The following is a 26,178-nucleotide window of genomic DNA, read 5'->3' as shown; positions in this document are numbered from 1 at the left end:
TTACAAATGAGGACAGGAGAGCGACTATGAGCACCCATTTTGTGCGGCCCGATGTGCAGGCCCTTCTCGATATGCTGAATGCCCAGCCCGGGCCCAAGATGCACGAACTTTCCGCTACGGAAGCGCGCGGCATGATGACGGTCATGGGCGCGATGGCGGAGGAAGAGCTGGGCGATCTCGCCGTCGTCCGTGACCTTTCGATCCCCGGTCCCGCGGGCGCAATTCCGGCGCGACTCTATGATGCGCGTGAAAACCGCTGGGCCGGCCCGGTAATGGTTTTCTATCATGGCGGCGGGTTTGTAATCGGCGATCTGGACATATACGGCCCCTATTGTGCCGAAGTGTCGCGCCAGCTCGATATGCCCGTCATCTCGATCGACTACCGACTTGCGCCGGAACACCGCTTTCCGGCTGCAGCCGTTGATTGTGAAGCAGCGACCCGCTGGATCGCAGGCAGCCCCGCCGAACTGGGATTGGAAGTCACAGGTCTCGTAACTTCAGGCGACAGCGCTGGTGGTAACCTCACCATCGTCACGACTATGGCACTGCGTGACAATCCAGCCGCCGTGCCGGTTTTGGTGCAGCATCCTATCTATCCGGTGGTCACCGATAGTGACGATTGGCAGAGCATGCGTGATTTTGCAGATGGCTTCCTGTTGACCAAGGACTCGATGGATTATTTCCATGCCGCCTATGCAGCCGACGCCGATGACTATCGCGGCGCGCCGATCAAGTTTTCGCAAGAAGGCATGCCGCTCTCGCTGGTGACGACGGCGAGCCTTGATCCGCTGCGCGATCAGGGGCTTGCTTATGTCGAGGCACTCAAAGCTGCGGGTGTTCCCGTCCAACACCGCAGCGCCGATGGCAATATCCACGGCCATATCACTTTGCGCAAAGGCATCCCTTCGTCGAAGGAAGATGTGGCGGGCAATCTTACCGCGTTGAAAGCAATGCTGGCCGAAGTGATGGCCGACGCCTAAGGCAACTCATATGAATGACACCGAAGACCTGCCCTATCGCCCTTGTGCGGGCATCATGCTTGCCAACCGAACAGGGCTGGTCTTTGTCGGCCAGCGCATCGATAATCCCGGAGACGCATGGCAAATGCCGCAAGGCGGAATCGATGATAGCGAAGATCCCGAAGTCGCCGCTTTCCGCGAACTGGGCGAAGAAACCGGCCTGCTACCTGACCATGTCGACCTGCTGGCGCGCAGCCGCGAGGAGTATTTTTACGACCTACCGCCCGAATTGCAGGGCAATATCTGGGGTGGGCGCTGGCGCGGGCAGCGGCAATGGTGGTTCCTGATGCGCTTCAAGGGCGATGACGCCGACATCAATATCGAAGCCCACCACCCCGAATTTTCACGCTGGAAATGGGCCGAGGCACAGGAACTGCCGAAACTGATCGTGCCGTTCAAGCGGCGGATTTATGAAGGTGTCGTGGCCGAGTTTGGGCCGCTGATTTAGGCGTCAGTTCGCCTTCTCAACCGTCGGCTTTATCTCGACAGCGCTGGCTTGCAGCGCGTCCTTGTTTCCGGCCTTTTCGATCGACGCCGCCAAACGATCGCTTTCCCCACATTTTGACCGGCACAAAATCTGCAACCGCGCGAGGTTCTTCTTGGCCGCATCGAGCGCTCCCTTGGAGGCCATCAACTCGCCCTGAGCGGCGATAACGGCAACATCATTGGGTTCGATATCGAGCGCGCTCTTGTAAAAAGAGATCGCTTTGCCCTTCAGCCCCTGCTGCGCTGAGACCTCTGCCATGCCGACAAAAGCGGCGCGATTGCGTGGATCGACCGCCAGTGCGGTTTCGAACCACCCCAGCGCATTGTCATATTGCCCTGCCTTATGCGCAGCCACGCCCTCAGCGACAAGAGTCACCGACTGCGGATCAATATCGTGGTCGGCCTTTTTGCCGATGCTGGCGCTCGACGCCATCAGGAAGACGGCAGACAAAGCAATAACTGGGGGAGAGAAACGCATAATCAGCTTCCAGACATTAGACACCGGTAGCCCCCGCTATCACAGCTTGTGCAAACGCGCCAAGTAGAAGCCATCGCTACCGTCATGTGCCGGGGTTAGCAAGATGCCTGAGCCATCTGCCCTGCCTGCGGCGAAATCTGGCCGTTCGGCTTCAAAGTCCGGATGCTGCGACAGAAAGGCCTCAATCTGTTCCCGACCCTCACAGGCAAAAAGCGAACAGACCGCATAGACCAGATGCCCGCCCGGCTTCACCAGCGCAGACGCCAGATCCAGCAGGCGCGCCTGTTCCGAAACCAGCCGTTGGAGATCGCGCTGGTCCAGCCGCCAGCGGGTTTCCGGATTGCGCCGCCATGTGCCGCTGCCCGAACAGGGCGCATCGATGAGGACAACGTCGCATGCACTAGCCAAATCGTCGAGTGCGGCCTTTTCCTTGTTCGGATTGAGCAACAGGGTTTCAATAAACCCGGCCTTGGCGCGCGCAGCACGCGATGGCAGTTGTGACAAGCGGTCACGATTGGTGTCGGCGGCGATTAATCGGCCCTGCCCCGCCATATGCGACGCAAGCGCCAAGGTCTTGCCTCCTGCCCCGGCGCAGAGGTCAAGCACGGTCATCCCGGGTTGAGCGTTGCAGGCTACTGCGATGAGCTGGCTGCCCAGATCCTGCACTTCAATCGCGCCCGATGTGTAAAGCTCGCTGCTCTCGATCGAATAGCCGGTCGGCAGTCGCAGCCCATCACGGCACTCGGGCAGTGAGGTCGCCTCCGGCAGGTTTTTTGCCACAGCTTCACGATCTGCAACCAAGCGGTTCGCGCGAATGTCGAGCGGTGCCCTTTCGAGCAAAGCGGGATATTCGTCTTCGGTGACCAATGCCGAGAATAAAGGCTTGACCCATTCAGGCAGAACGCCGCCGGTCGCGCGCGGTTCGTCCACTGCGATAGCCGCCGGGCCATAAGCGAGGCCATCAAACAAGATAGCAAGCTCGCTATCCGAGTCCGCCAGCGCGATCATGGCCGAACGGCCATTTTCCGGTCGTTCACCAAAGGCTCGGATGGCCCGCCAGGCTAGGTCGCGAACAGCGCGCCGATCCTTCGAGCCTGCATAGCGCCGCGCTGCGAAAAATGCGGCCGCCACACGGTCAGCAGATGCACCCTTGTCCCGCGTCGCTGCGATGATGGCATTGAGCAATTCGATTGCGGCCTGAACTCTGGCGGCGGGTGTCATGCCACCAACTCAGCGCGTCGGATAATTGGGGGCTTCCCTCGTGATCGTCACATCGTGGACATGGCTTTCGCGCAAACCCGCATTGGTGATCTGCACAAAGCGCGCCCGTTCTTGCAGGTCAGCGATGGTAGCCGATCCGGTATAACCCATGGCCGCCTTGATCCCGCCGACCAGCTGGTGGATCACGTCGGACGCGGGTCCTTTGAATGGCACCTGCCCTTCAATCCCCTCAGGCACCAGTTTGAGTTGATCCTTGATATCCTGTTGGAAATAGCGATCTGCCGATCCACGCGCCATTGCGCCGACCGACCCCATGCCGCGATAACTTTTGTAGGCACGGCCTTGATAAAGGAAGGTTTCGCCCGGCGCCTCTTCGGTGCCCGCAAGCAATGAACCGACCATTACGCTCGACGCACCAGCCGCCAGGGCCTTGGCCAGATCGCCCGAGGTGCGTAGGCCGCCGTCGGCGATTACGGGTATGCCTGATTTGGCCGCTTCTTCGGCGGCATCCATCACCGCAGTCAATTGCGGCACACCGACGCCCGCAACAACGCGCGTGGTGCAGATCGAACCCGGGCCAATACCGACCTTAACGCCGTCGGCACCTGCGTCGATCAGCGCGCGCGTGGCTTCTGCAGTCGCAACATTGCCTGCAATCACCTGAACCTTGCTCGACATCTTCTTGATTTCGGCAACCGCGACCGAAACCATCTTGCTATGGCCGTGGGCGGTATCGACGATGATGACATCGCATTCGGCCTCAACCAGCGCGCGGGTGCGCTCGATGCCCTTTTCGCCGACGGTGGTTGCGGCGGCAACACGCAGACGGCCAGTCGCATCCTTGGTAGCGTCGGGATAGGTCACAGCCTTTTCGATATCCTTGACGGTGATCAGGCCAACACAATGGAAGGCGTTGTCGACAACCAAAAGCTTTTCAATCCGGCGCTGGTGTAGCAACCGCCGCGCCTCTTCCTGCGAAACACCGGTTTGCACTGTCGCCAGATTATCGCGCGTCATCAGCTCGGACACCGGCTGCATACGGTTTTCCGCAAAGCGAACGTCGCGGTTGGTCAGGATGCCGACCAGCTTGCCGCTCGCCTCTACCACAGGAATGCCCGAAATGCGGTTTTCGGCCATCAGCAACTGCGCTTCGGCCAAAGTCGCATCGGGCGCAATCGTGATTGGATTGACGACCATTCCCGATTCAAAACGCTTTACCTGCCGAACCGCTGCGGCCTGTTCCTCGATCGAAAGATTGCGGTGGAGAACGCCAATCCCGCCGAGCTGCGCCATCACAATCGCCATGCGCGCTTCGGTGACGGTATCCATCGCCGACGACATGATCGGGATGTTGAGCGTGATGTCCGGGGTGATCCGTGTGCGAGTATCGGCCTGGCTGGGCAATATATCCGAGGCGCAAGGCTGCAACAGAACATCGTCGAAGGTCAGGCCGAGGCGGATTTTATCGGATTTCATGGTGCCACTTTGCTTTGTCTGGGTGTCGAGTCGTGGCGGCCCATGTAAACAGTGAACCGGTTATTCGCCAGTCCCCTTCTCGGCCTTTTTCGGTTTGAATTTACGCGCATCGGCAAAATAGCGGCCAAGCTCGACATGCAGGTCGGCATCTTCGGCAGCGCCGCCAAGCTGGAGTGTCTCGACGACCTCGTCTCTGGGGCCATGATAGTCGGTCTTCAAAAAGGCTTCCATCTTGCCGAGATCGGCGAAAGCCCCACCGACCATCAAGGCGGGCACATTTTTCTCGGTCAGTGCCCAACCATCCTGCCGCTGGAGGAACGCATTCGCATCGGTCGATGGTTCGATCTTGCGTTTCATCTTGCGCGCCACGGCTTCGACTTCGGCGTCAAGGCCGGTCTTGCCACGCCCGATGATCGCGACCTTGGCACCTTTGGGTGCGATCGCAACCGTATCGACGTTGAGCACAATCTGTATCTGGTCAAGCGGCACGGCCGGGTCGGCGGCGAAAGCGCGAGCGCCCAGCAATCCTGATTCCTCAGCGGTCGTGCCAACAAAATAGATGTCGCGATCCAACTTTGCCTTGCCGAGGCGTTTGGCGACTTCAGTCAGCACTGCCAATCCGCTGGCATTGTCGACCGCCCCGTTGCAGATGCGGTCCTCCTCACCTTCTGGCCTACAAATGCCGAAATGGTCCCAATGCCCCATGAAAACCACGGCACCGCTTCCGGCCTTGCGCCCTGAAATTTTGCCAATGATATTGTTGCTGCTGATCCGTTCGACCTCGCTCTGAATGTCGAGATCAACGGTCAAGCCAAGCGATTGACCGGCATAGTCGGCAGACCGTGCGGCTGCGCGCAATTTGTCCCAATCGCCGCCTGCTGCTGTAACCAGCGCAACCATATATTGCGGACTGACCACACCTTCGATGTCGGCACGCTTGTCCCGCGCCGTCCAACTGGTCGGACGGGACAAAAGCGCTCGGCGATAGATCGGAAAATCAAACTGCTCGCCGGAAATCGAGATGACCGCTGCAGCGCCAGCATCGATCAACGCAGTGCGGCGGTTACGCGCTGCTTTCATGTCGGATGGCAGGAATTCGGTGTCATCGGCCAGAAGAAACGCCAGTTTGCCGTTCACATCCGCAGCAACCTTACCTTGGGCGTTGACCCCGTGGCCGACAAAGATTGATGGCAGTTTAGTCGTTTTATAGGCCGCATCCCTGCCGACCAGCAATATGTCGTCGCTGACTATGCGCAGCTTGTCGCCCTTGGCAAAAAATTGGACGCTGGCCTGCTTTGGCCCGCGCCTGACGAGTTCTACCGGCTGATACCAACTACCACCGCGTGCGCCGGGCTTCAGCCCTGCTTTGGCCCATTGGCTTTCCAGATAGGCCAGCGTCTTGCGCTCACCTTCGGTACCGGGTGCCCGGCCTTCAAAATCGTCCGAAGCCAAAATCTCGACATGCTTGCGCAAGTCCATTTCTGTGACGGGTTTGGCAATCGCGACCGCGCCGTAGAGGCTGAACGATAACAGCAGAATGAAAAGGCGAAGTGCGGGCATATGTGCAGTTAGTCTAACTGCCTATCTTATGTCGAGAACGTTCTATCGTCCTTCGCGCTTCTTCGACATGCATGCTTTCAATCATCTTGCCCTTGTGCCGCTGTGCCCCGCCGGTCGAGGCCGCGATCAGTGCTTCGGCCTTCGCAATTTCATCCTCGTTCGGGCCGAATGCGGCGTTGGCGATGGCGACCTGATTGGGATGAATCAACGTCTTGCCAGCAAAGCCATAGCAGCGACCCTGCAGACATTCCGCCTCTAGCCCGCCCATGTCGTCCAGCTTGTTATTCACCCCATCAAAGGCGGGCTTGCCTGCTGCCGCGGCGGCCAGCACGATGCTCTGCAATGCCAGTTCCAATCCCTCACGATTGGGTCCGGGTTTGATCCCCATATCGGCGCAGATGTCGTTCACCCCGGCGATCAGCCCGGCAACGGCTGCATGGGCGGCAATTTCGCGCGCGTTATAGATGCCTGCAGGCCCCTCAATCATCGCCAACACCGGATTGGGCAGCCGCGCCACCACCGGATCAAGATCGGACGCCGCCTCCACCTTGGGCAGCACAAAGCAATCGGCGTGAGATCTTTCTGCCGCCTTTATGTCCGCCGCCAGTTCGGGGCTGTCGAGGCCGTTCAAACGGATCGCGACCAGCTTGCCCGGAAATCCTTTTGCCACTTCTGCAACTGCAGCGACGCGAGCATCCGCCTTGCTTTCAGCCGGTACCGAGTCTTCGAGATCGATGATCAGCATGTCGACATCGAGCCCGCGCGCCTTTTCGAGCGCTCTCTCATTGATCGCCGGCACGTAAAGCGCGGTCCGGACCAATTTCAGTTTTTCGACCAAAGTCATGCGCCCTGCTCCCTATCCGATTTCGCTTGTGAACCTTGCGCATATTTGGGAGATTGGCCGACGTCAAACGGGAGCTATGTCATGGAAATCTTTTTGTTCGTCTTACCGATACTGGTGATCATCTTTCTGATGATGGGGGTCACGGTGGTCCGGCAGGGCTATGTCTATACGATCGAACGATTTGGCCGCTTCACCCATGCTGCCCAACCCGGCCTGACGATCATCATTCCCTTCTTCGACCGTGTTGGCCGCAAGGTGAACATGATGGAACAGGTGCTCGACATTCCCGGGCAGGAAATCATCACCAAGGACAATGCGATGGTCGGCGTCGACGCAGTCGTCTTCTTCCAGGTGCTTGATGCCGCCAAGGCGGCTTATGAAGTCAGCGACCTCTATGTCGCGATCATGCAGATCACCACGACCAATTTGCGCACGGTAATGGGGTCGATGGACCTCGACGAAACCTTGTCGAAACGCGATGATATCAACGGTCGTCTGCTCAACGTCGTCGACCATGCAACCTCACCCTGGGGCCTCAAAATCACCCGCGTCGAAGTCAAAGACATTCGCCCGCCAGCTGACATTTCAAACGCAATGGCGCGCCAGATGAAGGCCGAACGTGAAAAACGTGCACAAATTCTGGAAGCCGAGGGCATGCGCGCCGCCGAAATCCTGCGCGCTGAAGGTGAAAAGCAAGGTGCGATCCTGCAGGCCGAAGGTCGTCGTGAAGCCGCCTTCCGCGATGCAGAAGCGCGCGAACGCGAAGCAGAGGCAGAAGCCAAGGCGACCACCATGGTCTCCGACGCCATCGCCACTTCGGGAACACAGGCGCTGAATTACTTCATTGCGCAAAAATATACCGAGGCGGTCAGCCAGTTTGCGACATCCCCTAATGCCAAGACCATTTTGTTCCCTGTTGAGGCCACGCAGCTGATTGGCACCCTCGGCGGCATTGGTGAGCTTGCGCGCGATGCGCTGGAAAAGAAGGAAAAGTGATATGGGTGACTGGCTGACCGAATTCCCGCCGCACTGGTTCTGGCTGACGCTTGCCGCGATATTGGGGGCCGCCGAAATGCTGGCCCCCGGCTTTTTCCTGATCTGGCTGGCTATGGCTGCGGCAGGCGTCGGTGTGCTGGCATTTCTGCTGCCCGTTTCGATCCCGATGCAGGTCGCCATCTTCGCCATCGCCTCGGTGCTGGCTGTTTATGCCGGGAAGAAATTCCTGAAGGACAATCCGATCGAAAGCGACGACCCGAAACTCAATGATCGCGGTGCACGATTGACCGGGGAGATTGTCACCGTTGTCGAGGCAATTGCCGATGGGCGTGGCCGCGTGAAAGTCGGTGACAGCGTGTGGAATGTCCATGGCGCCGACGCACCGGCAGGCGCAAAAGTGCGCGTCACCGGTGCAGAAGGTGCTATATTAAAAGTCGAACCGGTAGGCTGACTCTAACGGGTCAGCTTGCCCGCCATCCCGATGATATCGTCGAGCGGATTGCCATCGCCATCAAGGTCGAGCAATGATCCGAGTCCGCCCAGACCGCCTGCTGCGGGTGCAGCCTGCTGACCGCCGCCGAGCGCGCCGCCGAGCACATTGCCCAGCATACCGCCTAGGCCGCCGCCGCCGGATGCCTGTCCGCCACCGAGCACGCTACCGATCAGTCCGCCAAGACCCCCGCCCTGTTCGCCGCCACCTTGCTTGGCGAGGTAACCGGCAACAATCATCGCCAGCAAAGGTAGCATTTTCTTCAACAGCGACGAATCGATACCTGTCTGCTCAGCCGCATGTCCTGCAACCGAACGGCTGACATCCTTTGTGCCAAAAATCTGTCCGAGGACGTCATTGCCTTTTTCAACAGGCGTCGGTTCGGGCGACAGCACGCTGTCGAGCAATCCGCCTCCGCCAAGCTGACCCAAAATTCCACCGAGTCCCTCAAGACCGCTGGGCTGCGCTTGCGCCGTCTTCTTGAAACCGCCCAATATGGCGGGAAGCAGCGCCTCAGCACCGGCTTGCGCAATCTGTTCATTGACGCCAAGCTGTTGCGCGACCGAGCCGATTGCGCCCGACTGTTTGAGAATTTCCATCATGTCCATTTAATCGCTCCTATTATCAGGCAGATTGCAAACAATCTCGCAGCTTCAACACGCAAACGATAGACCAATTTATCGACCTGCCTCGATTTTACAATTGCGCGACGCTTTCTTCTCCCAAACGTCATCGAAGCAGCCTATCCTGTTTTCAATCTAAAACCGCCCGATGAGGAAGGAACACACATGAGCATTTTCGGAAAGATCAAAGACGCCATTTTCGGCAAGAAAGCCGTCGCCGCTACGCCAGCCCCTGAGGCACCTGTTGTTGCAGCACCTGTTGAGGCCGCACCGGTCGCGATCAGCGACGTCGATGTGATCGCGCACCTCGAAGAAATCGACGCTAATGACGGTCGCAATCTGAACTGGCGCACGTCGATCGTCGATCTGATGAAGATGCTCGGCATGGAAAGCTCGCTGCAGGAACGCAAGGATCTGGCGATGGAACTCGGCTATCCCGGCGAACTCGAAGGCAGCGCTGAAATGAATATCTGGCTGCACAAGGCCGTGATGCGCGAACTGGCGAAGAATGGCGGCGTGGTTCCCGCCGAACTGCTCGACTGAGCGACTAGTCTTCATACGATTCGAAAAGCCCGGCCAAGCGCCGGGCTTTTTTTGTATCCGGATGTCGTTCGCCGAAACCCCTCATCTGAACGACCGCCCGCTATTGACGCTCACGTCATGGTGGGTATCACCGCCGACAACTCAGGAGAGGAGCCGATAATGCCCGACAGCGTGCAAAACATTTCCCGTCGACAAACGCTGGCAGCCTTGGGCGCTAGCGCCGCTACATTGGCGCTGGGCGGATGCGCGAGGGGGAATTCCGCAATCGCGATACCTGCTGCTCCGGCGGGAACACCGGCGTCGAGGGCTTCGACGCTGCTCGATTCGATCGCGGACAATTTGCTCGCCCATTCGCCCGAAGGTGCAACTTCGCTCGGTATCGACACCGGCGTGCGCGCTGCTATGCGCGGGAAACTCGGTGACCGTTCGGCCGCGGGCCAGAAAGCGGTGGCGGACACGTTGGCGGCGGATATCAAACGCATTCGTTCATTCGATACTTCCGATCTCGACCATGCAACGCGCACCAGCCTTGGCGTCGTTGAAAGCGCCTATGATGTCGCACTGGCGGGCTTCGCCTTGCCCTATGGCGATGTCGCCGTGGGGGGTTGGCGCAACACACCCTATGTGGTGATCCAGAATGTCGGCGCCTATCTCGATATTCCGCGATTCCTCGATAGCGATCATCCCATCCGCGACGCAGGTGATGCCGAAGCCTATCTTTCGCGACTGGAGGCTTATGCCTCTGTCCTCGACGGAGAGACTGGTCGTTTGAAGGCGGCGGCAAGCAAGGGCCTGATCGCTCCGGCCTTCCTGATCGAAAAGGCGATCCGGCAGATGGAGCAGAGCGTGAACGGTGCGCAGCAGGGCGGCGGGCTTGCTGAAAGCATAGCACGACGCACCAAGGCGCTGGGCATAGCAGGTAATTGGGAGGAACGGGCGACTTCGATTGCGCGTGACAAGGTGGCCCCTGCGCTTGAACGGCAACTGGCCGAGCTCAAGGCGCAACTGCCCAAAGCGGGTATGGAAGCCGGCATGTGGGCGCGCCCGCAGGGCGACGAATTCTATGCCTGGGCGCTGCGGGCGAGCACAACTACGCGGATGTCGCCCGAAGAGGTGCATCAGATGGGGCTCGATGAGCTGCGCACCTTGCACGGCCGGATGGACCCGATCCTAAAAAGCCTCGGTTACACACAAGGTTCGGTGGGCGAACGGATGAATGCGCTGGCGAAGGATCCGCGTTACCAGTTTAGCGAAGGCGATGCGGGTCGGGCTGAGATCATGGCCTTTATCGAACAATGGCTGGGCAAGATCCGCGCAGAACTGCCGCGCGCCTTCCGCACGCTGGTGCGCGGCAATCTGGAGGTCAAGCGCCTGCCGCCCGAAGAGGAGCCCGGCGCACCCGGAGCCTATGGCGGCGCCGGTTCAATCGACGGCTCGATCCCCGGAAAATTCTGGATCAATTTGCGCACGACCGATCTGCACAGCAAGTATAGCCTACCCGATCTTGCCTTTCACGAAGCCATTCCAGGGCATGTCTGGCAGGGCGAATATGCTAACCAGATGCCGCTGATCCGCACCATGCTGGCCTTCAACGCCTATAGCGAAGGCTGGGCGCTTTATGCCGAACAACTTGCGGACGAACTTGGCCTATATGAAGACTATCAGGTCGGTCGCCTCGGTTTTCTGCAGTCCCTCGCTTTCCGCGCATGCCGCCTTGTCGTCGATACAGGCCTCCATGCGAAACGCTGGACCCGCAAACAGGGCGTCCGTTTCTTCGTCGAGGAGAATGGATCAAATCCGCTGGAAGTAGCAAGCGAAGTCGATCGCTATTGCAGTTGGCCGGGGCAAGCCTGCGGATACAAGGTAGGCCATAGCGAAATCGTTCGGCAACGCGGGCTGGCGCAAGCCGCTTTGGGTAGCCGCTATGATTTGCGTGACTTTAACGACACTGTGGTTCGTGGGGGCAATGTGCCGCTCGATGTGCTCGCGAAGAATGTCGCCGAATATGTCGCGGGCGCAAAGGGCTGAGCGGCGATCAAATCTCCGCCAGCGGGCGGAGGTCGGGCTCGACAAAGCCTAGCCGTGCTTCGACCGAGAAAAGCCGTTCACGCGAATAATGTGCCAGCGGTAATTCGCGTCGGCCACGCGGCGAGAGTAGCAGCGCATTGACGGCGTCACGCAAAGAAGATTCACCGATCTCGCGCAAATGCGCACGCACTGCGGCAATATAGACCTGCGTGATCGTCTCGTGATAGCCCTGCGCCTCGTCATTCACCCCGCCGACCGCGACATTGTAGCTGGAAATGATGTTCCGCATATCGCTTTCGGCGTCGATTTCGGCGCGGTCACGCACGATCCACAAGCAGGCTGCCAGATGCGCCTCATGCGTCCATAATTCACGCGGCAAGGTGCGCGCCAACAGGCCCTCACCCACATGGATGATGCTTGCGTCGTCAGGGAAGAGTCGGGGTGTATAATCGGTCATTTCCGGGGTCCTTGAGCTCCCGGAAATGGCCGGGCCCTTACGCAGCCTTTGGTGCGGCTTCTCTTACGCCTGCATCGACATGTTGTTCGAATTGCTCGAAATTGTCGATGAAAGCCTGCACCAGCTTTTGCGCCGTAGCATCATAAGCCGACTTGTCAGCCCATGCTTCGCGCGGATCGAGGATCTTGCTGTCGACGCCCGGAACGGCAACCGGGAATTCGAAACCGAAATTCGGGTCCTTGCGGAATTCAGCGTTGTTCAGGCTGCCGTCGAGCGCGGCGTTGAGCAGCGCGCGGGTCGCCTTGATCGGCATACGCTTGATACCCGGATCGGTAGCCTTGCCGCCTGTCCAGCCGGTGTTGACAAGCCAGCAGGTAACGCCGCCCTTGGCGATGCGTTCCTTGAGCAAATTGCCATAGACGCTGGGATGGCGCGGCATAAAGGGCGCGCCGAAGCAGGTCGAGAAGGTCGCGGTCGGTTCGGTCACGCCGATTTCGGTGCCTGCGACGCGCGCGGTGTAGCCCGACAGGAAGTGGTACATCGCCTGATCGGGCGTCAGCCGCGCGATCGGCGGCAGCACGCCATAGGCATCGGCAGTCAGCATGATGATGTTCTTGGGAACCGGGCCCAGATTGTCTTTCGACGCGTTGGGGATGAAATCGATCGGATAGGAACCGCGGCTGTTTTCGGCGAGGCTGTTGTCATTGAAATCAAGCTCGCGGGTCTCGGGATCCATGACGACATTTTCCAGAACCGTTCCGAATCGCTTGGTCGTGGCGAAAATTTCAGGCTCTGCCTCGGGCGAGAGGTTGATCATCTTCGCATAGCAACCGCCTTCGAAATTGAAGACAGCCGTATCCGACCAGCCATGCTCGTCGTCACCGATCAGAGTGCGGCTGGCGTCCGCCGACAGCGTGGTTTTGCCGGTACCCGAAAGGCCGAAGAAGACTGCGGTATCGCCCTTGGGGCCGATATTGGCCGAGCAGTGCATCGGCATCACGCCCTGTTCGGGAAGCAGATAGTTGAGAATGCCGAAAACCGACTTCTTCATTTCGCCGGCATAGGCCGTGCCGCCTATCAGGATCAGCTTTTCGGTGAAGTTGACTGCGATCACCGTTTCACTGCGGCTGCCGTGGCGTGCAGGATCAGCGCGGAAGTTGGGCAGATCGATAATCGTATATTCGGGCACCAGATCGGCTAGTTCACTTGCATCAGGGCGAACAAGCAGCGTGCGGATGAACAGATTGTGCCAGGCGAATTCGTTGATGACGCGAACATTGACGCGATATTCGGGCTGCGAGCCGCCAAACAGGTCGGCGACATACAGTTTTTCCTTGGCAGCGAGTGCTGCAATGAAATCTTCCTTCAACGCAGCGAAATGCACGGGATCCATCGCGACATTGGTCTTACCCCAATGGATGCTGTTTTCAGTCGTCGCGTCGCGGACGATGAATTTGTCCGACGCCGAACGGCCAGTATGCTTGCCCGTTTCAACGACCAGCGGCCCTTCTTTCGCCAGATGGCCCTCACCATTTGCCAAAGCCGATTCGACCAGCTGCGCTGTGCCGAGATTCCAGAAGATATTTGCTGGAGTGTTAATGCCTTGTTTTTCAAGCGAGAAGTTCGGCGTAACGGACACGATGGCTTCCTTTGTGCGAGGGCGGTGCATAGGTATGCACGAGGGATGCAGCGGCCCCTAACCTACCACTGACTTTACGTCAAACCGTCGGACGCGCAAATTTACCCAAAGAAAATTGTCACACTCTGCAACACCAGCTTTCCCGCTTGGCATTGAAGGTTCAGATTTGCCTTCTTATAAGCGCTGCAATGTCCGCCACCATCGCCCTTGTCGACGACGACCGCAACATATTGACCTCGGTCTCGATCGCCATGCAGGCGGAAGGCTATGTCACGCGCCTCTACCCCGATGGCGAAGCGGCACTCAAAGCCCTGATAGAAAACCCCGCCGACCTGGGCATTTTCGACATCAAGATGCCGCGCATGGATGGGCTCGAACTGCTCCGCCGACTGCGGGAAAAATCGGATATGCCTGTTATCTTTCTGACCTCGAAAGACGAGGAACTGGACGAAGCGCTGGGTTTGGCGATGGGCGCCGATGATTATATCACGAAACCCTTTTCGCAGCGCCTTCTGGTCGCGCGGGTCAAGGCGATATTGCGGCGGACCGCCGTTCGCAGCCGACCTGCGGAAGAAGTGAATCGTGACGAACCGGAGCCGCTTCTGCGCGGTGATCTGGAGATGGATCCAGCTCGCCATCATGTGAAGTGGAAGGGCAAGCCAGTCACACTGACCGTCACCGAATTCATGATCCTTGAGGCATTGGCGGCCCGACCAGGTGTGGTGCGCACGCGCAGCCAGTTGATGGACATCGCCTATCACGATGACATCTATGTCGATGATCGTACGATCGACAGCCATATCAAACGACTGCGGCGTAAATTCCGTGAGATCGACCCCGAATTTTCGGCAATCGACACGCTCTATGGTGCGGGATATCGCTTTGCAGACACCTGACGCCGACCGTTTCCAGCTGCGCTGGAGCCGCAAACTTTCGCTCACCTCGCGCATTTTGGCGGTAAATCTGTTTGCCTTGGCGCTGATGGCAAGCGGGCTGTTCTTTCTTGATAGTTACCGAACCCGGCTGGTCGCCGAGCGGCAGGCGGCTGCAGAATCGCAAATCAAATTGCTGGCAACAAGTCTGGCCGCAATGTCCGACGACGAAGATGCGGCTACACTCGCCAAATTTGCGAAAGCAGAAAAGTTGCGGGTGCGGCTCTATGGCCTTGATGGTGGCAAAACATATGACAGCAACACCGCCACCGGACCAAATTTTCGGTTGGTCGATCCAACGAAGGAACCTTGGCGTAAAACCGCCGCACGCTGGATGGACCGGGGATTCGACTTCATCGTCCGCGCGCCCGATCTGGCGCTATATCGCGAGCCCGCCAAAGACACCGCGTCTGCTTGGCCCGAATTGGCAGAAATCAGTTCGAGCAAAAGCACGTCGCGAGTCCGTTTTGCCCCCGACCTCACGCATGTGGTGACAGCGTCGACTATCTTGCCCGACGATCAGACCAGAATTCTGACGACAGGCAATCCTCGCGATATCCGCGCGCTTGTCAGGGCTGAACGATTCACAATCGGGCTCTTCATGCTGGCTGTACTGGTGATTTCAGTGCTGCTCTCGCTGTTTCTCGCCAGAACCATCGTAAAGCCACTTCAATATCTGGCGCGCGCAGCCGTCAGGGTGCGGCTGGGCCGCTCACCGGATGTGACTATACCCCGTATGCCCACCCGCCGCGACGAGATCGGAATGCTCGCCCGGGCCCTGTCTGACATGAGCAGCGCGCTGCGGCAGCGTATAGATGCAACCGAGGCTTTTGCGGCCGATGTCGCGCACGAAATCAAAAACCCCCTCGCCTCGCTCCGTTCCGCGCTCGATGGCATCGACAATGTCGACAAGCCTGAACTGCGCGCGCAATTGATGGCGGTCGCGCATGCCGATGTGCAGCGGATGGACCGCTTGATCAGCGACATTTCGGATGCCAGCCGGATCGACGCCCAACTCGCGAAGGCCAATTTCGAACCGATCGATATGGGTGATATGATCGAACAACTGCTCGAGACGCGCGAAAGCCGCAGCGCCGACGGCACGGTGCGCATTGCCTTTGCCCGCCCGCGCAAGGGCATCACCGTGATTATGGGCGAAGATATCCGTATCGAGCGGGTACTGACCAACTTGCTCGACAACGCCGTTTCCTTCTCACCTCCCGATGGCGTGGTCGAAATCTCGGCGACCCGCAGCGATGACGAGGTCATCATCCGCATCAGCGATCAAGGGCCCGGCATTCCGCCACATGAGCGCGAAACGGTGTTCCGCCGTTTCCATAGCGCCCGCCCCGAAAGCGAAGGTTTCGGCAAGCATAGCGGGCTGGGACTGGCGATCGCGCGTACAATAATCGAAGGCCATCATGGCAGCATCAGCGTCGATGATCGCGACGACGGGTTGCAGGGCGCCTGTTTCCGCATCAGCCTTCCCGTGCCGCAGCAGCCCGAACCCGTAGGATGAGCGCCGCCACCGCCTTGGTCCACGCTACTGCGGTTGCGATTGATGGTCAGGGCATATTGCTGGTCGGCGCTTCGGGCAGCGGGAAGTCGGATCTGGCGCTTCGCTTGATCGATCGTGGCGCGGTTTTGGTTTGCGATGACTATTGCGACATCCTTGACGGCAGTGATGGCCCCGAAATCCATGCAACGCCCAGCATCAGCGGAAAGATTGAAGTGCGCGGCGTGGGGATTTGCTCCATCGATTACATCCCGAGCACGCCGCTCTCTATGGTTTTGCAACTCGACCGAGCACCTGATCGACTCCCCGCCAGCGATGGCCGGATTGAACTGGCTGGCTGGTCGGTTCCATATGCTCGGCTGGCGCCTTTCGAGATGTCCGCCCCGCTGAAAGCCGAAATGCTATTCCGTCGCATGGTTGACGCAGGCCAGCATCCGGTGCGATTGGAAACATCGGGTTACAATCGGGGGACGGCATGAACAGGTCTGGCACGAACAAGATCATGCTGGTCACCGGTCTTTCGGGTGCGGGCAAATCGACCGTCCTTAACACATTGGAAGATCTCGGCTGGGAAGCGGTCGACAATTTCCCGATCCGTCTTGCCAAATCGCTGCTCGATCTTCCCCCTGCAGAAGCCCAGATCGACGCTGGAATGCCGCTCGCCATCGGGTTCGACAGCCGCACACGCGGGTTTGAACCGGCCAAGCTGATCGCCGAAATCAAGCAACTGCAACAGCGTACCGATATCGAAATTATGACGCTGTTCCTCGATTGCGCAGGTGTCGAAATCGAGCGACGATATGCCGAGACAAGGCGGCGTCATCCATTGGCGCAGGACCGGCCAGCGATCGATGGTATCGCACAAGAACGCGCTTTGATGGAACCGCTGCGCGACTGGTCCGATCTGGTGATCGATACCAGCCGCATGTCTGCCAGCGACCTGCAAGCCGAAATCCGCAACCGCTTCCGCCTGCCCGATGGCAAGATGACTGTTTCGCTGGTTAGTTTCGGTTTCTCGCGTGGCGTCCCGCCCAATGCCGACTTGATCTTTGACCTGCGGTTCCTGAAAAACCCGCATTGGGACTCCGAATTGCGCCCGATGACCGGGCTCGATCAGGCCGTTGGCGATTATGTTGCATCCGATCCGGCATTTGTTGGGGCATTTGACAGGATCGCTGACCTGCTCCGCTACCTGCTGCCGCTCTATGACGCGCAGGGCAAAGCCTATGTCACCATCGCCTTTGGCTGCACCGGCGGGCGCCATCGGTCGGTGTTTGTTACCGAAAAATTTGCCCGTCTGCTGCGCGAAGATGGCTACGCACCGAGCGTAAAACATCGCAATCTGCATTCAAGGCCGGTTGACGCGCTCGAATGGCAAGGTAATCAGGCGCGCCCCATGTATAACGACTGAAAGAAAATTGGGGTTTCAATCAGGGATATGGTAGCGGGAATCGCATGATAGGACTGGTTTTGGTGACCCACGGCACATTGGCGAACGAATTTGTCGTCGCGATGGAGCATGTGGTCGGCCCACAAAAGCAGATAGCCACTATCTGCATCGGCCCGCGCGACGATATGGAATCGCGCCGCAAAGAAATTTCGCAAGCAATCAAGGACGTCGACAGCGGTGACGGGGTAATCATCCTGTCCGACCTGTTCGGTGGCACGCCTTCAAACCTCGCCATCTCGCTGCTGGAAGTCGGCAAGGTGGAGGTGATCGCGGGCGTCAACCTGCCGATGCTGATCCGCCTCGAAAGCGCGCGCAAGAATATGAGTGTTTCGGATGCGGTGCTGGCGGCGCGCGATGCCGGACGCAAATATATCAGCGTGGCCTCCGAATTGCTGGAGGCATCGCGGTGAGCCGGGTCAGCCGCACGCTGACGATCGTCAATCAAAAAGGCCTGCATGCGCGCGCAAGTGCCAAATTTGTGACATTTGTCAGCCGCTTGCCCGAAGGACTTAAGGTACAGGTCGAAAAAGACGGGCAGATGGTGACCGGGACATCGATTATGGGTCTGATGATGCTGGGTGCCGCGAAAGGCAGCGACATCACGCTCCATGTCGAAGGAGAGGGATCGGTTATGGCGCTCGAAAAGCTCGCCGGGCTGGTCACAGACGGCTTCGGCGAAGACTGATCCGATGCGCCGGGAAATTACCGGATTTTCCAATCCGCTGATCAAGCGGGTAAGATCGCTGCGTGAAAAGAAGCACCGCAAACGCGAAGGGCTGTTTCTGGCGGAGGGGTTACGCATACTGACCGAAGCACGCGAAGCAGGGTTCCTGCCTGAAATGCTGTTCCGCTGCACCGATCGCGATGCCCATAGTTTGGAAATCGCGCTTGAGGGCGAAGTGCTGGCGGCGGGTGGCGACGTGATTGAAACCAGCGCCGATATACTTTCCAAGCTGTCGGGTAAGGACAATCCGCAGACGGTCATCGGCGTGTACCGTGAAATGGCAACCCCGCTCGAATCGCTCAACCGCAACAGCGCGCAAATCTGGCTGGTGGCGCAGGCTATGCGCGATCCGGGCAATCTGGGCACCATGTTGCGAACCGGCGATGCGGTTGGCGCTGGAGGTCTGATCCTGCTCGACGACTGCACCGATCCCTTTTCGGTCGAAGCCGTGCGCGCGAGTATGGGGGCGATTTTTACGCAAAAGCTGGTGCAGTGCCGCTGGGATGAATTCCTGCCTTGGCTGCGCAATGGCGCCGGGCAATTGGTGGGCACCAGCCTGCAGACCGAAACCGACTATCAGGATGGGCGTTATGCCGCGCCCTGCTTCATCCTGACAGGCAATGAAGCGCAGGGGCTACCCGAGGCATACGAAACCGAATGCGATCTGCTCGTCAAAATGCCGATGCTGGGTAAGGCGGACAGCTTGAATGCTGCGGTCGCAACTGCCGTGATGGCCTATGAGGTATTGAACCAGTTTCGTCGCGGCTGAGAAACGTCACTTCTCGTTCGACGCTATCAGTCCCTGCTCGATCTCGCCCGAATAGCGCGGCACAGCCTCTACCAGAGGCACATCTTCCAGATCACGCTTGCCGGTTTCGATATTCAGCTCAGAAAACTTGCGCGCTGTCGACATGACGTTCCGGTCGAAACTGCCGACGAAATCATTATATTGCCCGACCGCACGCCCCAGACTTCCGCCAAGCTTGCGCATATGTTCCGCCGCAAGTGCGATGCGATCATACATTTCCTTACCCAATGCGCCGATCTGCTTGGCTTCGCGTGCCAAGCCTTCCTGCCGCCATACGCTTGCCACTGTGCGTGCAATCGCCACCAGATTTGTCGGCGTTGCGAGCAACACGCGTTTTTCAAAGGCATGGTCCCACAAAGTCGGATCATGTTCGAGAGCGGCGGCGAGAAAATGCTCGCCGGGCACAAACATAATCACATAGTCAGGCGCATCGTCGAACTGGTCCCAATAGGCTTTGCGCGACAACCCTTCGATATGGTTCTTCATAGAGGCTGTGTGCCGCGTCATCGCGATCTGACGCGCGTCATCGTCATCGGCGTTGAAGCCATCCTGATAGTCATTCAACGAGACCTTCGCATCGATAACCAGGCTACGCCCACCCGGAATATTTATAATCGCGTCAGGGCGTAGACGGCCATCTTCAACCGTCACACTTGCCTCGGTAACAAAATCGACATGTTCGGAAAGGCCGCAGCTTTCGAGGACATTTTTCAATTGCTGCTCACCCCAGCGCCCGCGCGCTTTGGGGGCGTTGCGCAGCGAATTGACCAGCCGTGCCGCCTCGCTCTGCACACGTTCCTGCCCTGCCCGCATCTGGTCGATCAAGCCGGTCAGCGCGCCATAGGCTTCGGTGCGTTCCTTCTCGATCTTGCCGACCTGATCCTCATAGGCCTTCAACCGCTCACCAACCGGCGCGAGCAATTGCTTCAGACGCTCTTCATTCTTCTCACCCGCCTGATGGAAACGTTCGTCAGCGCGTTGCAAAAACGCCTGCTGCGCTTCGCCAAGCAGCTTCTGCCCGATCTCGCCAAATTGTGCGGAGAGCAAATCCTTGGCTTCTGACAAACCCTTCAATTGCTCGTCGAACCCGCGTTCGCGCTCCTCGAGCGAGGTTTCTAGGCGCGCCAGCCTGTCCTTTACAGCATCTCGTTCGACGACGACTTCATCAAGCATCGCCCGCAATTGCACGGTCGTCTCCGCGCCAGCACGCGCTGCCTTTCCGCCCATCAGCCAGCCAAGGCCAAGCCCGGCCAGCAAGGCAGCAACAACCACCAGAATGACAATCAAGGATTCCAACTCAAGCTCCAGTCCAAGGAACGAATATGGAACATAGGCTGAAGTGGCTGCGCGTCAAGCGCTTTGCGCTGCTGCCCGGCGCGCGCGCTTCACCTTGACATAGCTCATGACGCTCAACGGGATCAGTCCCGCGTACACAACACTCGCCGCAATCAATGCAACCCATGGCGCCGAAATCAGCGCCGCTGCGAACAGCCCAACCCCTGCCAACGTCAGAAAGCGGAAAGAACGGCGAATACGAATTGAGGACCAGCTGAACGTCGCGACGTTCGAAATCATCAGCGCAGCAATCAACAGCATCCACGGACCAATCAGCCTATAGTCGCGCGCCCATTCGGTACCAGTTTCGAGCCAGATTGTGAGCGGTAACAGGGCCAGTCCAGCACCGGCGGGCGAAGGCACGCCCGTGTTGAACCCGGCGGATTTGTGCGGCTGATCATCGGCGTCAATCCGCGCATTGAACCGCGCCAGTCGAAGTGCCGCACACAGCACGAAGAAAAGGCAGATCGTCCAGCCAAAGCGCGGCATATGCTGCAGCGCCCAGCTGTAAATGATCAGCGCCGGTGTCGCGCCGAAAGCAATCACATCGGACAAGGAATCCAGTTCAGCGCCAAAGCGGCTCTCGCCCTTCAACATGCGGGCGATACGGCCATCCATGGCATCGAGCACGCCCGCAACCACAACAGACAATAGTGCCGCGCTCCAATTGCTTTGCATCGCGAACCAGACGCCCGACAGGCCGGTACACAACGCCATTGCGGTGACCGCATTGGGCGCGAGAGCACGCAGCGATATTCCCGGGCGAGTAGTGTTCTCGGTCATGATGCTGCTGTCGGACGCGCGCTATAGCCTGTCAATGGGCGATTGCGCGCAGATCCTGATCGACGCCGATTTCAGCGAGGATGGTTTCACCGGCTATACAGCGCTGCCCCTTGATGATGCGCGGCGCGGTGCCATGTGGCAGATAGACGTCGACGCGGCTACCAAAGCGGATCAGGCCGACACGCTGGCCTGCGGCAACGACATCGCCTTCTTTCACAAAGGCAATGATCCGGCGCGCGACAAGCCCTGCAATCTGGGTGAAGCCGATGCGCACGCCGTCGGGCCGTTCGACAAGGAAATGCTGACGCTCATTTTCCTCACTCGCCTTGTCGAGATCGGCGTTGAGGAATTTGCCAGCAATATAGGCAACGCGCTTGATCGTGCCCCTAATTGGCGTGCGGTTAACGTGCACATCGAACACGCTCATGAAAATCGAGACGCGCGTCATTGGCTGATCGCCCAGCCCTGCCGGACCGGCGAGTTCTGGCGGCGGCAACACCTTTTCAATCAGGGTCACAAGGCCATCGGCGGGCGAAACGATGAAACGATCATCGATGGGTGTTGCGCGGGCGGGATCACGGAAGAAAGCCAGCGTCCAGATGGTGATGCCCGCCATGGGCCAGGCCAGCGTTTCCCACGCCATAAAGGCAAATATCGCCGTCACCGCCGCAGCGATGAGACCGAATTTGCGCCCTTCCGGATGAACCGGGGGAAAAGACCATTTTGCGACCCCGGTGCCCCGGTTTGTCAATTCTTGCTTTGTCATTGTGCGCGCCTTCTAGGGCGAGTGGCGCGATGTTACAACTGTTAGCTTGGGTTGGAGGTGGGTTCGGATTTTAGAGCGCTGAAATGTCGGGTGAAACTGGGGTGTCAGGGTATGATGTCTGGTTTCGACAAGTATTTGATCGTTTAGCTCAACTCGCAGTTTCGTCGAAAGCAGACCTTGCGATACACGTTTGTGACATCCTCAAAATGGCAGAAATGCGTAGTTCGTTCAGCAGTGTCACAACCGACCGGTTCTGACACTTAGGCGCTGCCCGTTTTCTGTAGGTAGATTGGCGAACAAATTGTCGAACGAGGGCAGACTTGCCAAGTTATGGTCTTGTTGGATCGATGATCGAGAACTTGAAGCCCTGCCTTTTCTGTGATCTAGAGCCGTAGGTTGCGGGATAGGAGACGGTGGTGCTGACATTAATGCTAATGCTGGCGACGCCGACCTATACCGTACCGCCCGGCTTGGCGGTTGTGGGCGGTTTGGAAGGTTGCTGGCGCGTAAGCGGACAGGTTCAAGGCAAAGACTCGCCGTCGATCGCGCAGGGCAAGTGGCATCTAGGTCGGCGCTATTTAACCCTGCACCTGCGCGCGACCGGGTCGGACCCGTATGAAGCGGCGATTACCTATGGCGCTGGCGAGCAACCCCAAGGTATCGGGTCGATATTCTCGGACACTTTCGGTGGCCTTTACGAACCCTCATTGGGTCTCGGCGAGCTGGAACAGGATGGTTTTGTGCAACGCTACCGCTTCTCGGACGCGACGTATCTCAATCGATTCAACCGCTCCGGCACTGGCTGGCGTTGGACCATCACCGAGCAGCCTAAGGACAAGCCGCCGTCAGTGTTCGCTGACTATCAACTGCGCCCGGCCCCATGCCGCGGGATGCGGTTCGACTATTGAGAGCGTAGCTGCCGTTTCAAAGCGTTGTCATCCGCTACTGCGAAAGCAATGTGCTTTCTTTGTCTGTCGGCAGACCAGCTTTCAATGGCATCGCTCTGCGTTGACGGTCCCACATTAGAATGTCGCCAATCGTTTCTTCAATCGCACGCGTTTGGAAACCCGCCCCAAACGCTCTGGCCGTGCTTATTTCGAGGAAGTGCCTGAGCGGTTTGTGCCTCGCAGGAATCCAGAGAGGCAGTTCCGTCCAAGGCACGACGCCAGCAGCGAGGATGTCGTCGTCGGCAGTCCAACGCAATTCACAATCCGAATTTGACATTGTCTGGCATGCGCGGAGGAACTTCTCCCACGTCATCGGCGAGCCAGTCAGGTTGAAGACTCCACCCAACCCATGTTCGGCACCAGCAACGATGAAATTGGCTGCGTCGCGCACGTCAATAAACTGTATGCGCCGCGTCGGATCGCCCGGAGCGACCATTGCTCCGCCTTCATCAACGCGCCGGACCCAATAGGTCAGCCGATCACTATAGTCGCCCGCACCGACCAGCAGACCCGACCTGAGGATTAATGCGCGGCGATCAAGGCGGTCGATGGCGACAAGCTCTGCGGACCGCTTTAATGGGCCATATGCCAGGCCGTAGGACATAGCGTCTGACCGATCGGCAAGTGGGATCGCGTTTGCAAACGCAAGCTGGTCCTCGGTTGCACAGGGCGCTGTCCCATCCTCGTCGACATCTGGCAATGAACAATCCGAATAAACCGAACAGCTCGATACCAGCGCATACTTCCCGATGTCGGGCGACAACGCGTCGAGCAGCAGACTGACCGACAGCGGCGTAAACGCACATGTGTCCACTACCAGATCGAAACACATCCCGTGCAGCGCCGACAGATCGGCGTGCCGATCTCCGACAAGCGCTGTAACAGTGGGTGGAAGCTCTAACGGCGTCCTCCCGCGTGTAAATATGCTTACCTCATGCCCAGCTGCTACGGCTTCAGCCGTCACCGCACCGCCCAGAAATCCTGTCCCGCCTACAACGAGAATCTTCATCGGCCTCTCCAAAGCCACTTTGTCCAATTGCCGCACATGGTAGAAGGTCGGGCTGTTGTTGCAACGATTGCCGCGTCCGAGGTTGTATCAATGTCCGGTTTCACGAATTTGAGGATGAAACCCGCCTGTCCGGATCCCCCCAACAAAGCTGCCACACAAAAACCCTTGAAATGTAGGGTTTCCTCTGATGTATCCTCGCAGATGGAAAACGAATACACCCCCGATGGCGAAAACTGCGCGCCCCGTTTCACACCGGTCCCCCTGCAACGCCACCGCCATGATGGCTGGACGCCCGAACGGCAAAAGGCGTTTATTCAGGTCCTCACGGTAACCGGCCAAGTTGCAACCGCCTGCCGCGCCGTCGGCATGTCGCGCAAGTCAGCTTATAAACTCCTCGAACGGCCCGATGCGGCGAGCTTTGCGCAAGCATGGCAGGCGGCGTTGACCGAGGGGCGGCAGCGGATGCTAGACCAGTTGATGGCCCGCGCGATCAATGGCGTTACCACCATCATGGTGAAGGCCGGCGGCGCGGTGGAGATCGGCCATGGCCCAGATGGCCGGTTGATGGCCGGTTTCCTGAAATCCCCGGCACCGGGGGAAGACCGCTTTCAAAATGCGCAGCGGCTTTCAGGGGATAACAGGGCCAAAGGTGACATAAGGTAACAGATGGGGGGTAGGGTTCATGTGGAGCTTTGTTACCTTAGGCTGCCTTTTGGTCTTGCTTTTGCAAGCTTGTGACCCCGCTTGCTCATCGCCAAAATCTTGCTATGGCGCAGGCGGAAACAATTAGAGAATCCCCAAAGGAAAGCAGCTTCGTCATGGCAAAAATCAAGGTGAAAAACCCCGTCGTCGAACTCGATGGCGATGAAATGACCCGGATCATCTGGGAATGGATCCGTGAACGCCTGATACTGCCCTATCTCGACATCGACCTGAAATATTATGATCTGGGCGTCGAAGCCCGCGACGCGACCGACGACAAAATCACCGTCGATGCCGCCAACGCGATCAAGCAATATGGCGTCGGCGTCAAATGCGCGACGATCACGCCTGACGAAGCGCGTGTCGAAGAATTCAACCTCAAGAAAATGTGGAAATCGCCCAACGGCACGATCCGCAATATCTTGGGCGGCGTTGTATTCCGCGAACCGATCGTGATCGAAAATGTCCCCCGCCTGATCCCCGGCTGGACCGACCCGATCGTCGTTGGCCGTCATGCCTTTGGTGACCAGTATCGCGCGACCGACACGCTGATCCCCGGCCCGGGCACGTTGCGCCTTGTCTTTGACGGCGATGATGGCGAAAAGCTCGACCTCGAAGTCTTCAAATTCCCGAGCAGCGGCGTCGCAATGGCGATGTACAATCTCGACGATTCGATCCGTGACTTTGCTCGCGCCTCGCTCAACTACGGCCTCAACCTTGGCTGGCCCGTGTATCTTTCCACCAAGAACACCATCCTCAAGGCCTATGACGGGCGCTTCAAGGATCTATTCCAGGAAATCTTCGACACTGAAGGTTTCAAGGAAAAATTCGCCGCAGCCGGTATCGTTTACGAACACCGCCTGATTGACGACATGGTCGCATCGGCGCTTAAATGGAGTGGCAAATTCGTCTGGGCTTGCAAAAATTATGACGGCGACGTCCAGTCGGATCAGGTTGCGCAGGGCTTTGGTTCACTCGGCCTGATGACCTCGATCCTGATGACGCCCGATGGCAAGACCGTCGAAGCGGAAGCCGCACACGGCACCGTCACCCGCCACTATCGCCAGCATCAGGCAGGCAAGGCGACTTCGACCAACCCGATTGCATCGATCTTTGCCTGGACCGGCGGCCTCAAGTTCCGCGGCAAGTTTGACGACACGCCCGACGTGACCCGCTTTGCCGAAACGCTCGAGCAGGTGTGCATCGAAACCGTCGAAAGCGGCGCGATGACCAAGGATCTCGCCATCCTGATCGGCCCCGATCAGGCATGGATGACCACCGAGCAGTTCTTCGAGGCGGTTCGCGCCAATCTCGAAACAAAAATGGCCAACTGGCAGTAATCTGCT

At 58.5% G+C, this 26,178-nt stretch carries 28 protein-coding genes; 16 read left to right on the top strand and 12 right to left on the bottom strand.

Annotated elements, in window-relative coordinates; translation table 11 throughout:
* Positions 1 to 26 precede the first annotated feature (26 nt).
* Together ABL922_RS01935 and ABL922_RS01930 are read left to right on the top strand one after the other, a co-directional pair.
* Positions 27 to 980, top strand: a complete 954-nt coding sequence (locus ABL922_RS01935) for an alpha/beta hydrolase (protein ID WP_349022523.1) — start codon at positions 27 to 29, stop codon at positions 978 to 980.
* 10 nt (positions 981 to 990) lie between these two features.
* On the top strand, positions 991 to 1,467 hold the full coding sequence (locus ABL922_RS01930; RefSeq protein WP_349022522.1) for an RNA pyrophosphohydrolase: 477 nt from the start codon (positions 991 to 993) through the stop codon (positions 1,465 to 1,467).
* Positions 1,468 to 1,470: 3 nt separating this feature from the next.
* Here the strand turns inward: ABL922_RS01930 and ABL922_RS01925 are convergent, their stop codons facing one another.
* Genes ABL922_RS01925 through ABL922_RS01905 form a run of 5 tightly spaced genes read right to left on the bottom strand, consistent with a single transcriptional unit; the run spans position 1,471 to position 7,084 of the window.
* Complete coding sequence (locus tag ABL922_RS01925; RefSeq protein WP_349022521.1) at positions 1,471 to 1,983, bottom strand: hypothetical protein; 513 nt, start codon at positions 1,981 to 1,983, stop codon at positions 1,471 to 1,473.
* A 39-nt stretch (positions 1,984 to 2,022) separates the two neighbouring features.
* Positions 2,023 to 3,204 carry an RsmB/NOP family class I SAM-dependent RNA methyltransferase gene (locus ABL922_RS01920; RefSeq protein WP_349022520.1) on the bottom strand — a complete coding sequence of 394 codons (1,182 nt, stop codon included), beginning with the start codon at positions 3,202 to 3,204 and terminating at the stop codon, positions 2,023 to 2,025.
* A gap of 9 nt (positions 3,205 to 3,213) precedes the next feature.
* Positions 3,214 to 4,680 (bottom strand): IMP dehydrogenase, encoded by a 1,467-nt coding sequence (gene guaB, locus ABL922_RS01915; RefSeq protein ID WP_349022519.1) that lies wholly within the window; start codon positions 4,678 to 4,680, stop codon positions 3,214 to 3,216.
* A gap of 60 nt (positions 4,681 to 4,740) precedes the next feature.
* Positions 4,741 to 6,240: a M28 family peptidase gene (locus ABL922_RS01910; RefSeq protein ID WP_349022518.1), complete on the bottom strand. Its 1,500-nt coding sequence runs from the start codon at positions 6,238 to 6,240 to the stop codon at positions 4,741 to 4,743.
* Positions 6,241 to 6,253: 13 nt separating this feature from the next.
* Positions 6,254 to 7,084 carry a CoA ester lyase gene (locus tag ABL922_RS01905; protein WP_349022517.1) on the bottom strand — a complete coding sequence of 277 codons (831 nt, stop codon included), beginning with the start codon at positions 7,082 to 7,084 and terminating at the stop codon, positions 6,254 to 6,256.
* A gap of 81 nt (positions 7,085 to 7,165) precedes the next feature.
* Between ABL922_RS01905 and ABL922_RS01900 the strand changes: the two genes are divergently transcribed.
* Together ABL922_RS01900 and ABL922_RS01895 are read left to right on the top strand one after the other, a co-directional pair.
* Positions 7,166 to 8,080, top strand: a complete 915-nt coding sequence (locus ABL922_RS01900) for an SPFH domain-containing protein (protein WP_349022516.1) — start codon at positions 7,166 to 7,168, stop codon at positions 8,078 to 8,080.
* A gap of 1 nt (position 8,081) precedes the next feature.
* Positions 8,082 to 8,531: an NfeD family protein gene (locus ABL922_RS01895; RefSeq protein ID WP_349022515.1), complete on the top strand. Its 450-nt coding sequence runs from the start codon at positions 8,082 to 8,084 to the stop codon at positions 8,529 to 8,531.
* Between the two features lie 2 nt (positions 8,532 to 8,533).
* Here the strand turns inward: ABL922_RS01895 and ABL922_RS01890 are convergent, their stop codons facing one another.
* A complete protein-coding gene (locus tag ABL922_RS01890; protein WP_349022514.1) occupies positions 8,534 to 9,178 on the bottom strand; it encodes a DUF937 domain-containing protein in 645 nt (214 codons plus the stop codon).
* A gap of 180 nt (positions 9,179 to 9,358) precedes the next feature.
* On the opposite strand from ABL922_RS01890, the gene ABL922_RS01885 reads away from it, so the two are divergent.
* The gene (locus ABL922_RS01885) at positions 9,359 to 9,736 is read left to right on the top strand and encodes a DUF3597 domain-containing protein (protein ID WP_349022513.1); all 378 of its coding nucleotides are present in this window, start codon (positions 9,359 to 9,361) and stop codon (positions 9,734 to 9,736) included.
* Positions 9,737 to 9,895: 159 nt separating this feature from the next.
* The gene (locus tag ABL922_RS01880) at positions 9,896 to 11,764 is read left to right on the top strand and encodes a DUF885 domain-containing protein (protein ID WP_349022512.1); all 1,869 of its coding nucleotides are present in this window, start codon (positions 9,896 to 9,898) and stop codon (positions 11,762 to 11,764) included.
* 7 nt (positions 11,765 to 11,771) lie between these two features.
* Here the strand turns inward: ABL922_RS01880 and ABL922_RS01875 are convergent, their stop codons facing one another.
* Together ABL922_RS01875 and ABL922_RS01870 are read right to left on the bottom strand one after the other, a co-directional pair.
* Positions 11,772 to 12,221 (bottom strand): hypothetical protein, encoded by a 450-nt coding sequence (locus ABL922_RS01875; RefSeq protein ID WP_349022511.1) that lies wholly within the window; start codon positions 12,219 to 12,221, stop codon positions 11,772 to 11,774.
* 37 nt (positions 12,222 to 12,258) lie between these two features.
* Positions 12,259 to 13,890, bottom strand: coding sequence for a phosphoenolpyruvate carboxykinase (locus tag ABL922_RS01870; RefSeq protein WP_349022510.1), 1,632 nt, complete (start codon positions 13,888 to 13,890; stop codon positions 12,259 to 12,261).
* Between the two features lie 158 nt (positions 13,891 to 14,048).
* Between ABL922_RS01870 and ABL922_RS01865 the strand changes: the two genes are divergently transcribed.
* Genes ABL922_RS01865 through ABL922_RS01835 form a run of 7 tightly spaced genes read left to right on the top strand, consistent with a single transcriptional unit; the run spans position 14,049 to position 19,251 of the window.
* Positions 14,049 to 14,756, top strand: coding sequence for a response regulator transcription factor (locus tag ABL922_RS01865; protein ID WP_349022509.1), 708 nt, complete (start codon positions 14,049 to 14,051; stop codon positions 14,754 to 14,756).
* Positions 14,725 to 16,311: an ATP-binding protein gene (locus ABL922_RS01860; RefSeq protein WP_349022508.1), complete on the top strand. Its 1,587-nt coding sequence runs from the start codon at positions 14,725 to 14,727 to the stop codon at positions 16,309 to 16,311. Before ABL922_RS01865 ends, ABL922_RS01860 begins: the two co-directional genes overlap by 32 nt.
* Positions 16,308 to 16,787 (top strand): aldolase, encoded by a 480-nt coding sequence (locus ABL922_RS01855; protein WP_349022507.1) that lies wholly within the window; start codon positions 16,308 to 16,310, stop codon positions 16,785 to 16,787. Before ABL922_RS01860 ends, ABL922_RS01855 begins: the two co-directional genes overlap by 4 nt.
* Positions 16,784 to 17,719, top strand: coding sequence for an RNase adapter RapZ (gene rapZ, locus ABL922_RS01850; protein WP_349022506.1), 936 nt, complete (start codon positions 16,784 to 16,786; stop codon positions 17,717 to 17,719). The genes ABL922_RS01855 and rapZ overlap by 4 nt, the downstream gene beginning before the upstream one ends.
* A gap of 44 nt (positions 17,720 to 17,763) precedes the next feature.
* Positions 17,764 to 18,168, top strand: a complete 405-nt coding sequence (locus ABL922_RS01845) for a PTS sugar transporter subunit IIA (protein ID WP_349022505.1) — start codon at positions 17,764 to 17,766, stop codon at positions 18,166 to 18,168.
* A complete protein-coding gene (locus ABL922_RS01840; RefSeq protein WP_349022504.1) occupies positions 18,165 to 18,443 on the top strand; it encodes an HPr family phosphocarrier protein in 279 nt (92 codons plus the stop codon). The genes ABL922_RS01845 and ABL922_RS01840 overlap by 4 nt, the downstream gene beginning before the upstream one ends.
* A gap of 4 nt (positions 18,444 to 18,447) precedes the next feature.
* The gene (locus ABL922_RS01835) at positions 18,448 to 19,251 is read left to right on the top strand and encodes an RNA methyltransferase (protein WP_349022503.1); all 804 of its coding nucleotides are present in this window, start codon (positions 18,448 to 18,450) and stop codon (positions 19,249 to 19,251) included.
* A 6-nt stretch (positions 19,252 to 19,257) separates the two neighbouring features.
* Here the strand turns inward: ABL922_RS01835 and ABL922_RS01830 are convergent, their stop codons facing one another.
* The 3 genes from ABL922_RS01830 to ABL922_RS01820 are packed head-to-tail and all read right to left on the bottom strand — an operon-like array spanning position 19,258 to position 22,174.
* Positions 19,258 to 20,586 (bottom strand): DNA recombination protein RmuC, encoded by a 1,329-nt coding sequence (locus ABL922_RS01830; protein WP_349022502.1) that lies wholly within the window; start codon positions 20,584 to 20,586, stop codon positions 19,258 to 19,260.
* Positions 20,587 to 20,640: 54 nt separating this feature from the next.
* Entirely contained in the window at positions 20,641 to 21,408 is a 768-nt protein-coding gene (locus tag ABL922_RS01825; RefSeq protein ID WP_349022501.1) for a phosphatidylcholine/phosphatidylserine synthase, read from the bottom strand.
* Positions 21,409 to 21,439: 31 nt separating this feature from the next.
* Positions 21,440 to 22,174, bottom strand: coding sequence for a phosphatidylserine decarboxylase (locus tag ABL922_RS01820; RefSeq protein WP_349022500.1), 735 nt, complete (start codon positions 22,172 to 22,174; stop codon positions 21,440 to 21,442).
* A 416-nt stretch (positions 22,175 to 22,590) separates the two neighbouring features.
* Between ABL922_RS01820 and ABL922_RS01815 the strand changes: the two genes are divergently transcribed.
* Positions 22,591 to 23,082: a hypothetical protein gene (locus ABL922_RS01815; RefSeq protein ID WP_349022499.1), complete on the top strand. Its 492-nt coding sequence runs from the start codon at positions 22,591 to 22,593 to the stop codon at positions 23,080 to 23,082.
* Positions 23,083 to 23,116: 34 nt separating this feature from the next.
* On the opposite strand, the gene ABL922_RS01810 is transcribed toward ABL922_RS01815, so the two are convergent.
* Positions 23,117 to 24,130, bottom strand: a complete 1,014-nt coding sequence (locus tag ABL922_RS01810; RefSeq protein WP_349022498.1) for an NAD-dependent epimerase/dehydratase family protein — start codon at positions 24,128 to 24,130, stop codon at positions 23,117 to 23,119.
* Positions 24,131 to 24,331: 201 nt separating this feature from the next.
* On the opposite strand from ABL922_RS01810, the gene ABL922_RS01805 reads away from it, so the two are divergent.
* Positions 24,332 to 24,793, top strand: a complete 462-nt coding sequence (locus ABL922_RS01805; protein ID WP_349022497.1) for a hypothetical protein — start codon at positions 24,332 to 24,334, stop codon at positions 24,791 to 24,793.
* A gap of 155 nt (positions 24,794 to 24,948) precedes the next feature.
* Positions 24,949 to 26,172: an NADP-dependent isocitrate dehydrogenase gene (locus tag ABL922_RS01800; protein WP_349022496.1), complete on the top strand. Its 1,224-nt coding sequence runs from the start codon at positions 24,949 to 24,951 to the stop codon at positions 26,170 to 26,172.
* Positions 26,173 to 26,178 lie beyond the last annotated feature (6 nt).

Origin of the sequence: Sphingorhabdus sp. (assembly GCF_040079335.1) — a bacterium.
In the GTDB taxonomy this organism is placed as follows: Bacteria; Pseudomonadota; Alphaproteobacteria; order Sphingomonadales; family Sphingomonadaceae; genus Sphingorhabdus_B.
This window is presented reverse-complemented; position numbering and strand designations above follow the sequence as displayed.

Bases quoted from the DNA above. Each gene is read 5' to 3' on its own strand.
- ABL922_RS01865 (WP_349022509.1), top strand. From the start codon at position 14,049: ATGTCCGCCACCATCGCCCTTGTCGACGACGACCGCAACATATTGACC.
- ABL922_RS01890 (WP_349022514.1), bottom strand. From the start codon at position 9,178: ATGGACATGATGGAAATTCTCAAACAGTCGGGCGCAATCGGCTCGGTC.
- ABL922_RS01880 (WP_349022512.1), top strand. From the start codon at position 9,896: ATGCCCGACAGCGTGCAAAACATTTCCCGTCGACAAACGCTGGCAGCC.
- rapZ (WP_349022506.1), top strand. From the start codon at position 16,784: ATGAACAGGTCTGGCACGAACAAGATCATGCTGGTCACCGGTCTTTCG.
- ABL922_RS01920 (WP_349022520.1), bottom strand. From the start codon at position 3,204: ATGACACCCGCCGCCAGAGTTCAGGCCGCAATCGAATTGCTCAATGCC.
- ABL922_RS01835 (WP_349022503.1), top strand. From the start codon at position 18,448: ATGCGCCGGGAAATTACCGGATTTTCCAATCCGCTGATCAAGCGGGTA.
- ABL922_RS01825 (WP_349022501.1), bottom strand. From the start codon at position 21,408: ATGACCGAGAACACTACTCGCCCGGGAATATCGCTGCGTGCTCTCGCG.
- ABL922_RS01870 (WP_349022510.1), bottom strand. From the start codon at position 13,890: ATGCACCGCCCTCGCACAAAGGAAGCCATCGTGTCCGTTACGCCGAAC.
- ABL922_RS01935 (WP_349022523.1), top strand. From the start codon at position 27: ATGAGCACCCATTTTGTGCGGCCCGATGTGCAGGCCCTTCTCGATATG.
- guaB (WP_349022519.1), bottom strand. From the start codon at position 4,680: ATGAAATCCGATAAAATCCGCCTCGGCCTGACCTTCGACGATGTTCTG.
- ABL922_RS01875 (WP_349022511.1), bottom strand. From the start codon at position 12,221: ATGACCGATTATACACCCCGACTCTTCCCTGACGACGCAAGCATCATC.
- ABL922_RS01810 (WP_349022498.1), bottom strand. From the start codon at position 24,130: ATGAAGATTCTCGTTGTAGGCGGGACAGGATTTCTGGGCGGTGCGGTG.
- ABL922_RS01905 (WP_349022517.1), bottom strand. From the start codon at position 7,084: ATGACTTTGGTCGAAAAACTGAAATTGGTCCGGACCGCGCTTTACGTG.
- ABL922_RS01800 (WP_349022496.1), top strand. From the start codon at position 24,949: ATGGCAAAAATCAAGGTGAAAAACCCCGTCGTCGAACTCGATGGCGAT.
- ABL922_RS01860 (WP_349022508.1), top strand. From the start codon at position 14,725: ATGGTGCGGGATATCGCTTTGCAGACACCTGACGCCGACCGTTTCCAG.
- ABL922_RS01820 (WP_349022500.1), bottom strand. From the start codon at position 22,174: ATGACAAAGCAAGAATTGACAAACCGGGGCACCGGGGTCGCAAAATGG.
- ABL922_RS01885 (WP_349022513.1), top strand. From the start codon at position 9,359: ATGAGCATTTTCGGAAAGATCAAAGACGCCATTTTCGGCAAGAAAGCC.
- ABL922_RS01900 (WP_349022516.1), top strand. From the start codon at position 7,166: ATGGAAATCTTTTTGTTCGTCTTACCGATACTGGTGATCATCTTTCTG.
- ABL922_RS01895 (WP_349022515.1), top strand. From the start codon at position 8,082: ATGGGTGACTGGCTGACCGAATTCCCGCCGCACTGGTTCTGGCTGACG.
- ABL922_RS01845 (WP_349022505.1), top strand. From the start codon at position 17,764: ATGATAGGACTGGTTTTGGTGACCCACGGCACATTGGCGAACGAATTT.
- ABL922_RS01930 (WP_349022522.1), top strand. From the start codon at position 991: ATGAATGACACCGAAGACCTGCCCTATCGCCCTTGTGCGGGCATCATG.
- ABL922_RS01855 (WP_349022507.1), top strand. From the start codon at position 16,308: ATGAGCGCCGCCACCGCCTTGGTCCACGCTACTGCGGTTGCGATTGAT.
- ABL922_RS01925 (WP_349022521.1), bottom strand. From the start codon at position 1,983: ATGCGTTTCTCTCCCCCAGTTATTGCTTTGTCTGCCGTCTTCCTGATG.
- ABL922_RS01910 (WP_349022518.1), bottom strand. From the start codon at position 6,240: ATGCCCGCACTTCGCCTTTTCATTCTGCTGTTATCGTTCAGCCTCTAC.
- ABL922_RS01805 (WP_349022497.1), top strand. From the start codon at position 24,332: ATGGAAAACGAATACACCCCCGATGGCGAAAACTGCGCGCCCCGTTTC.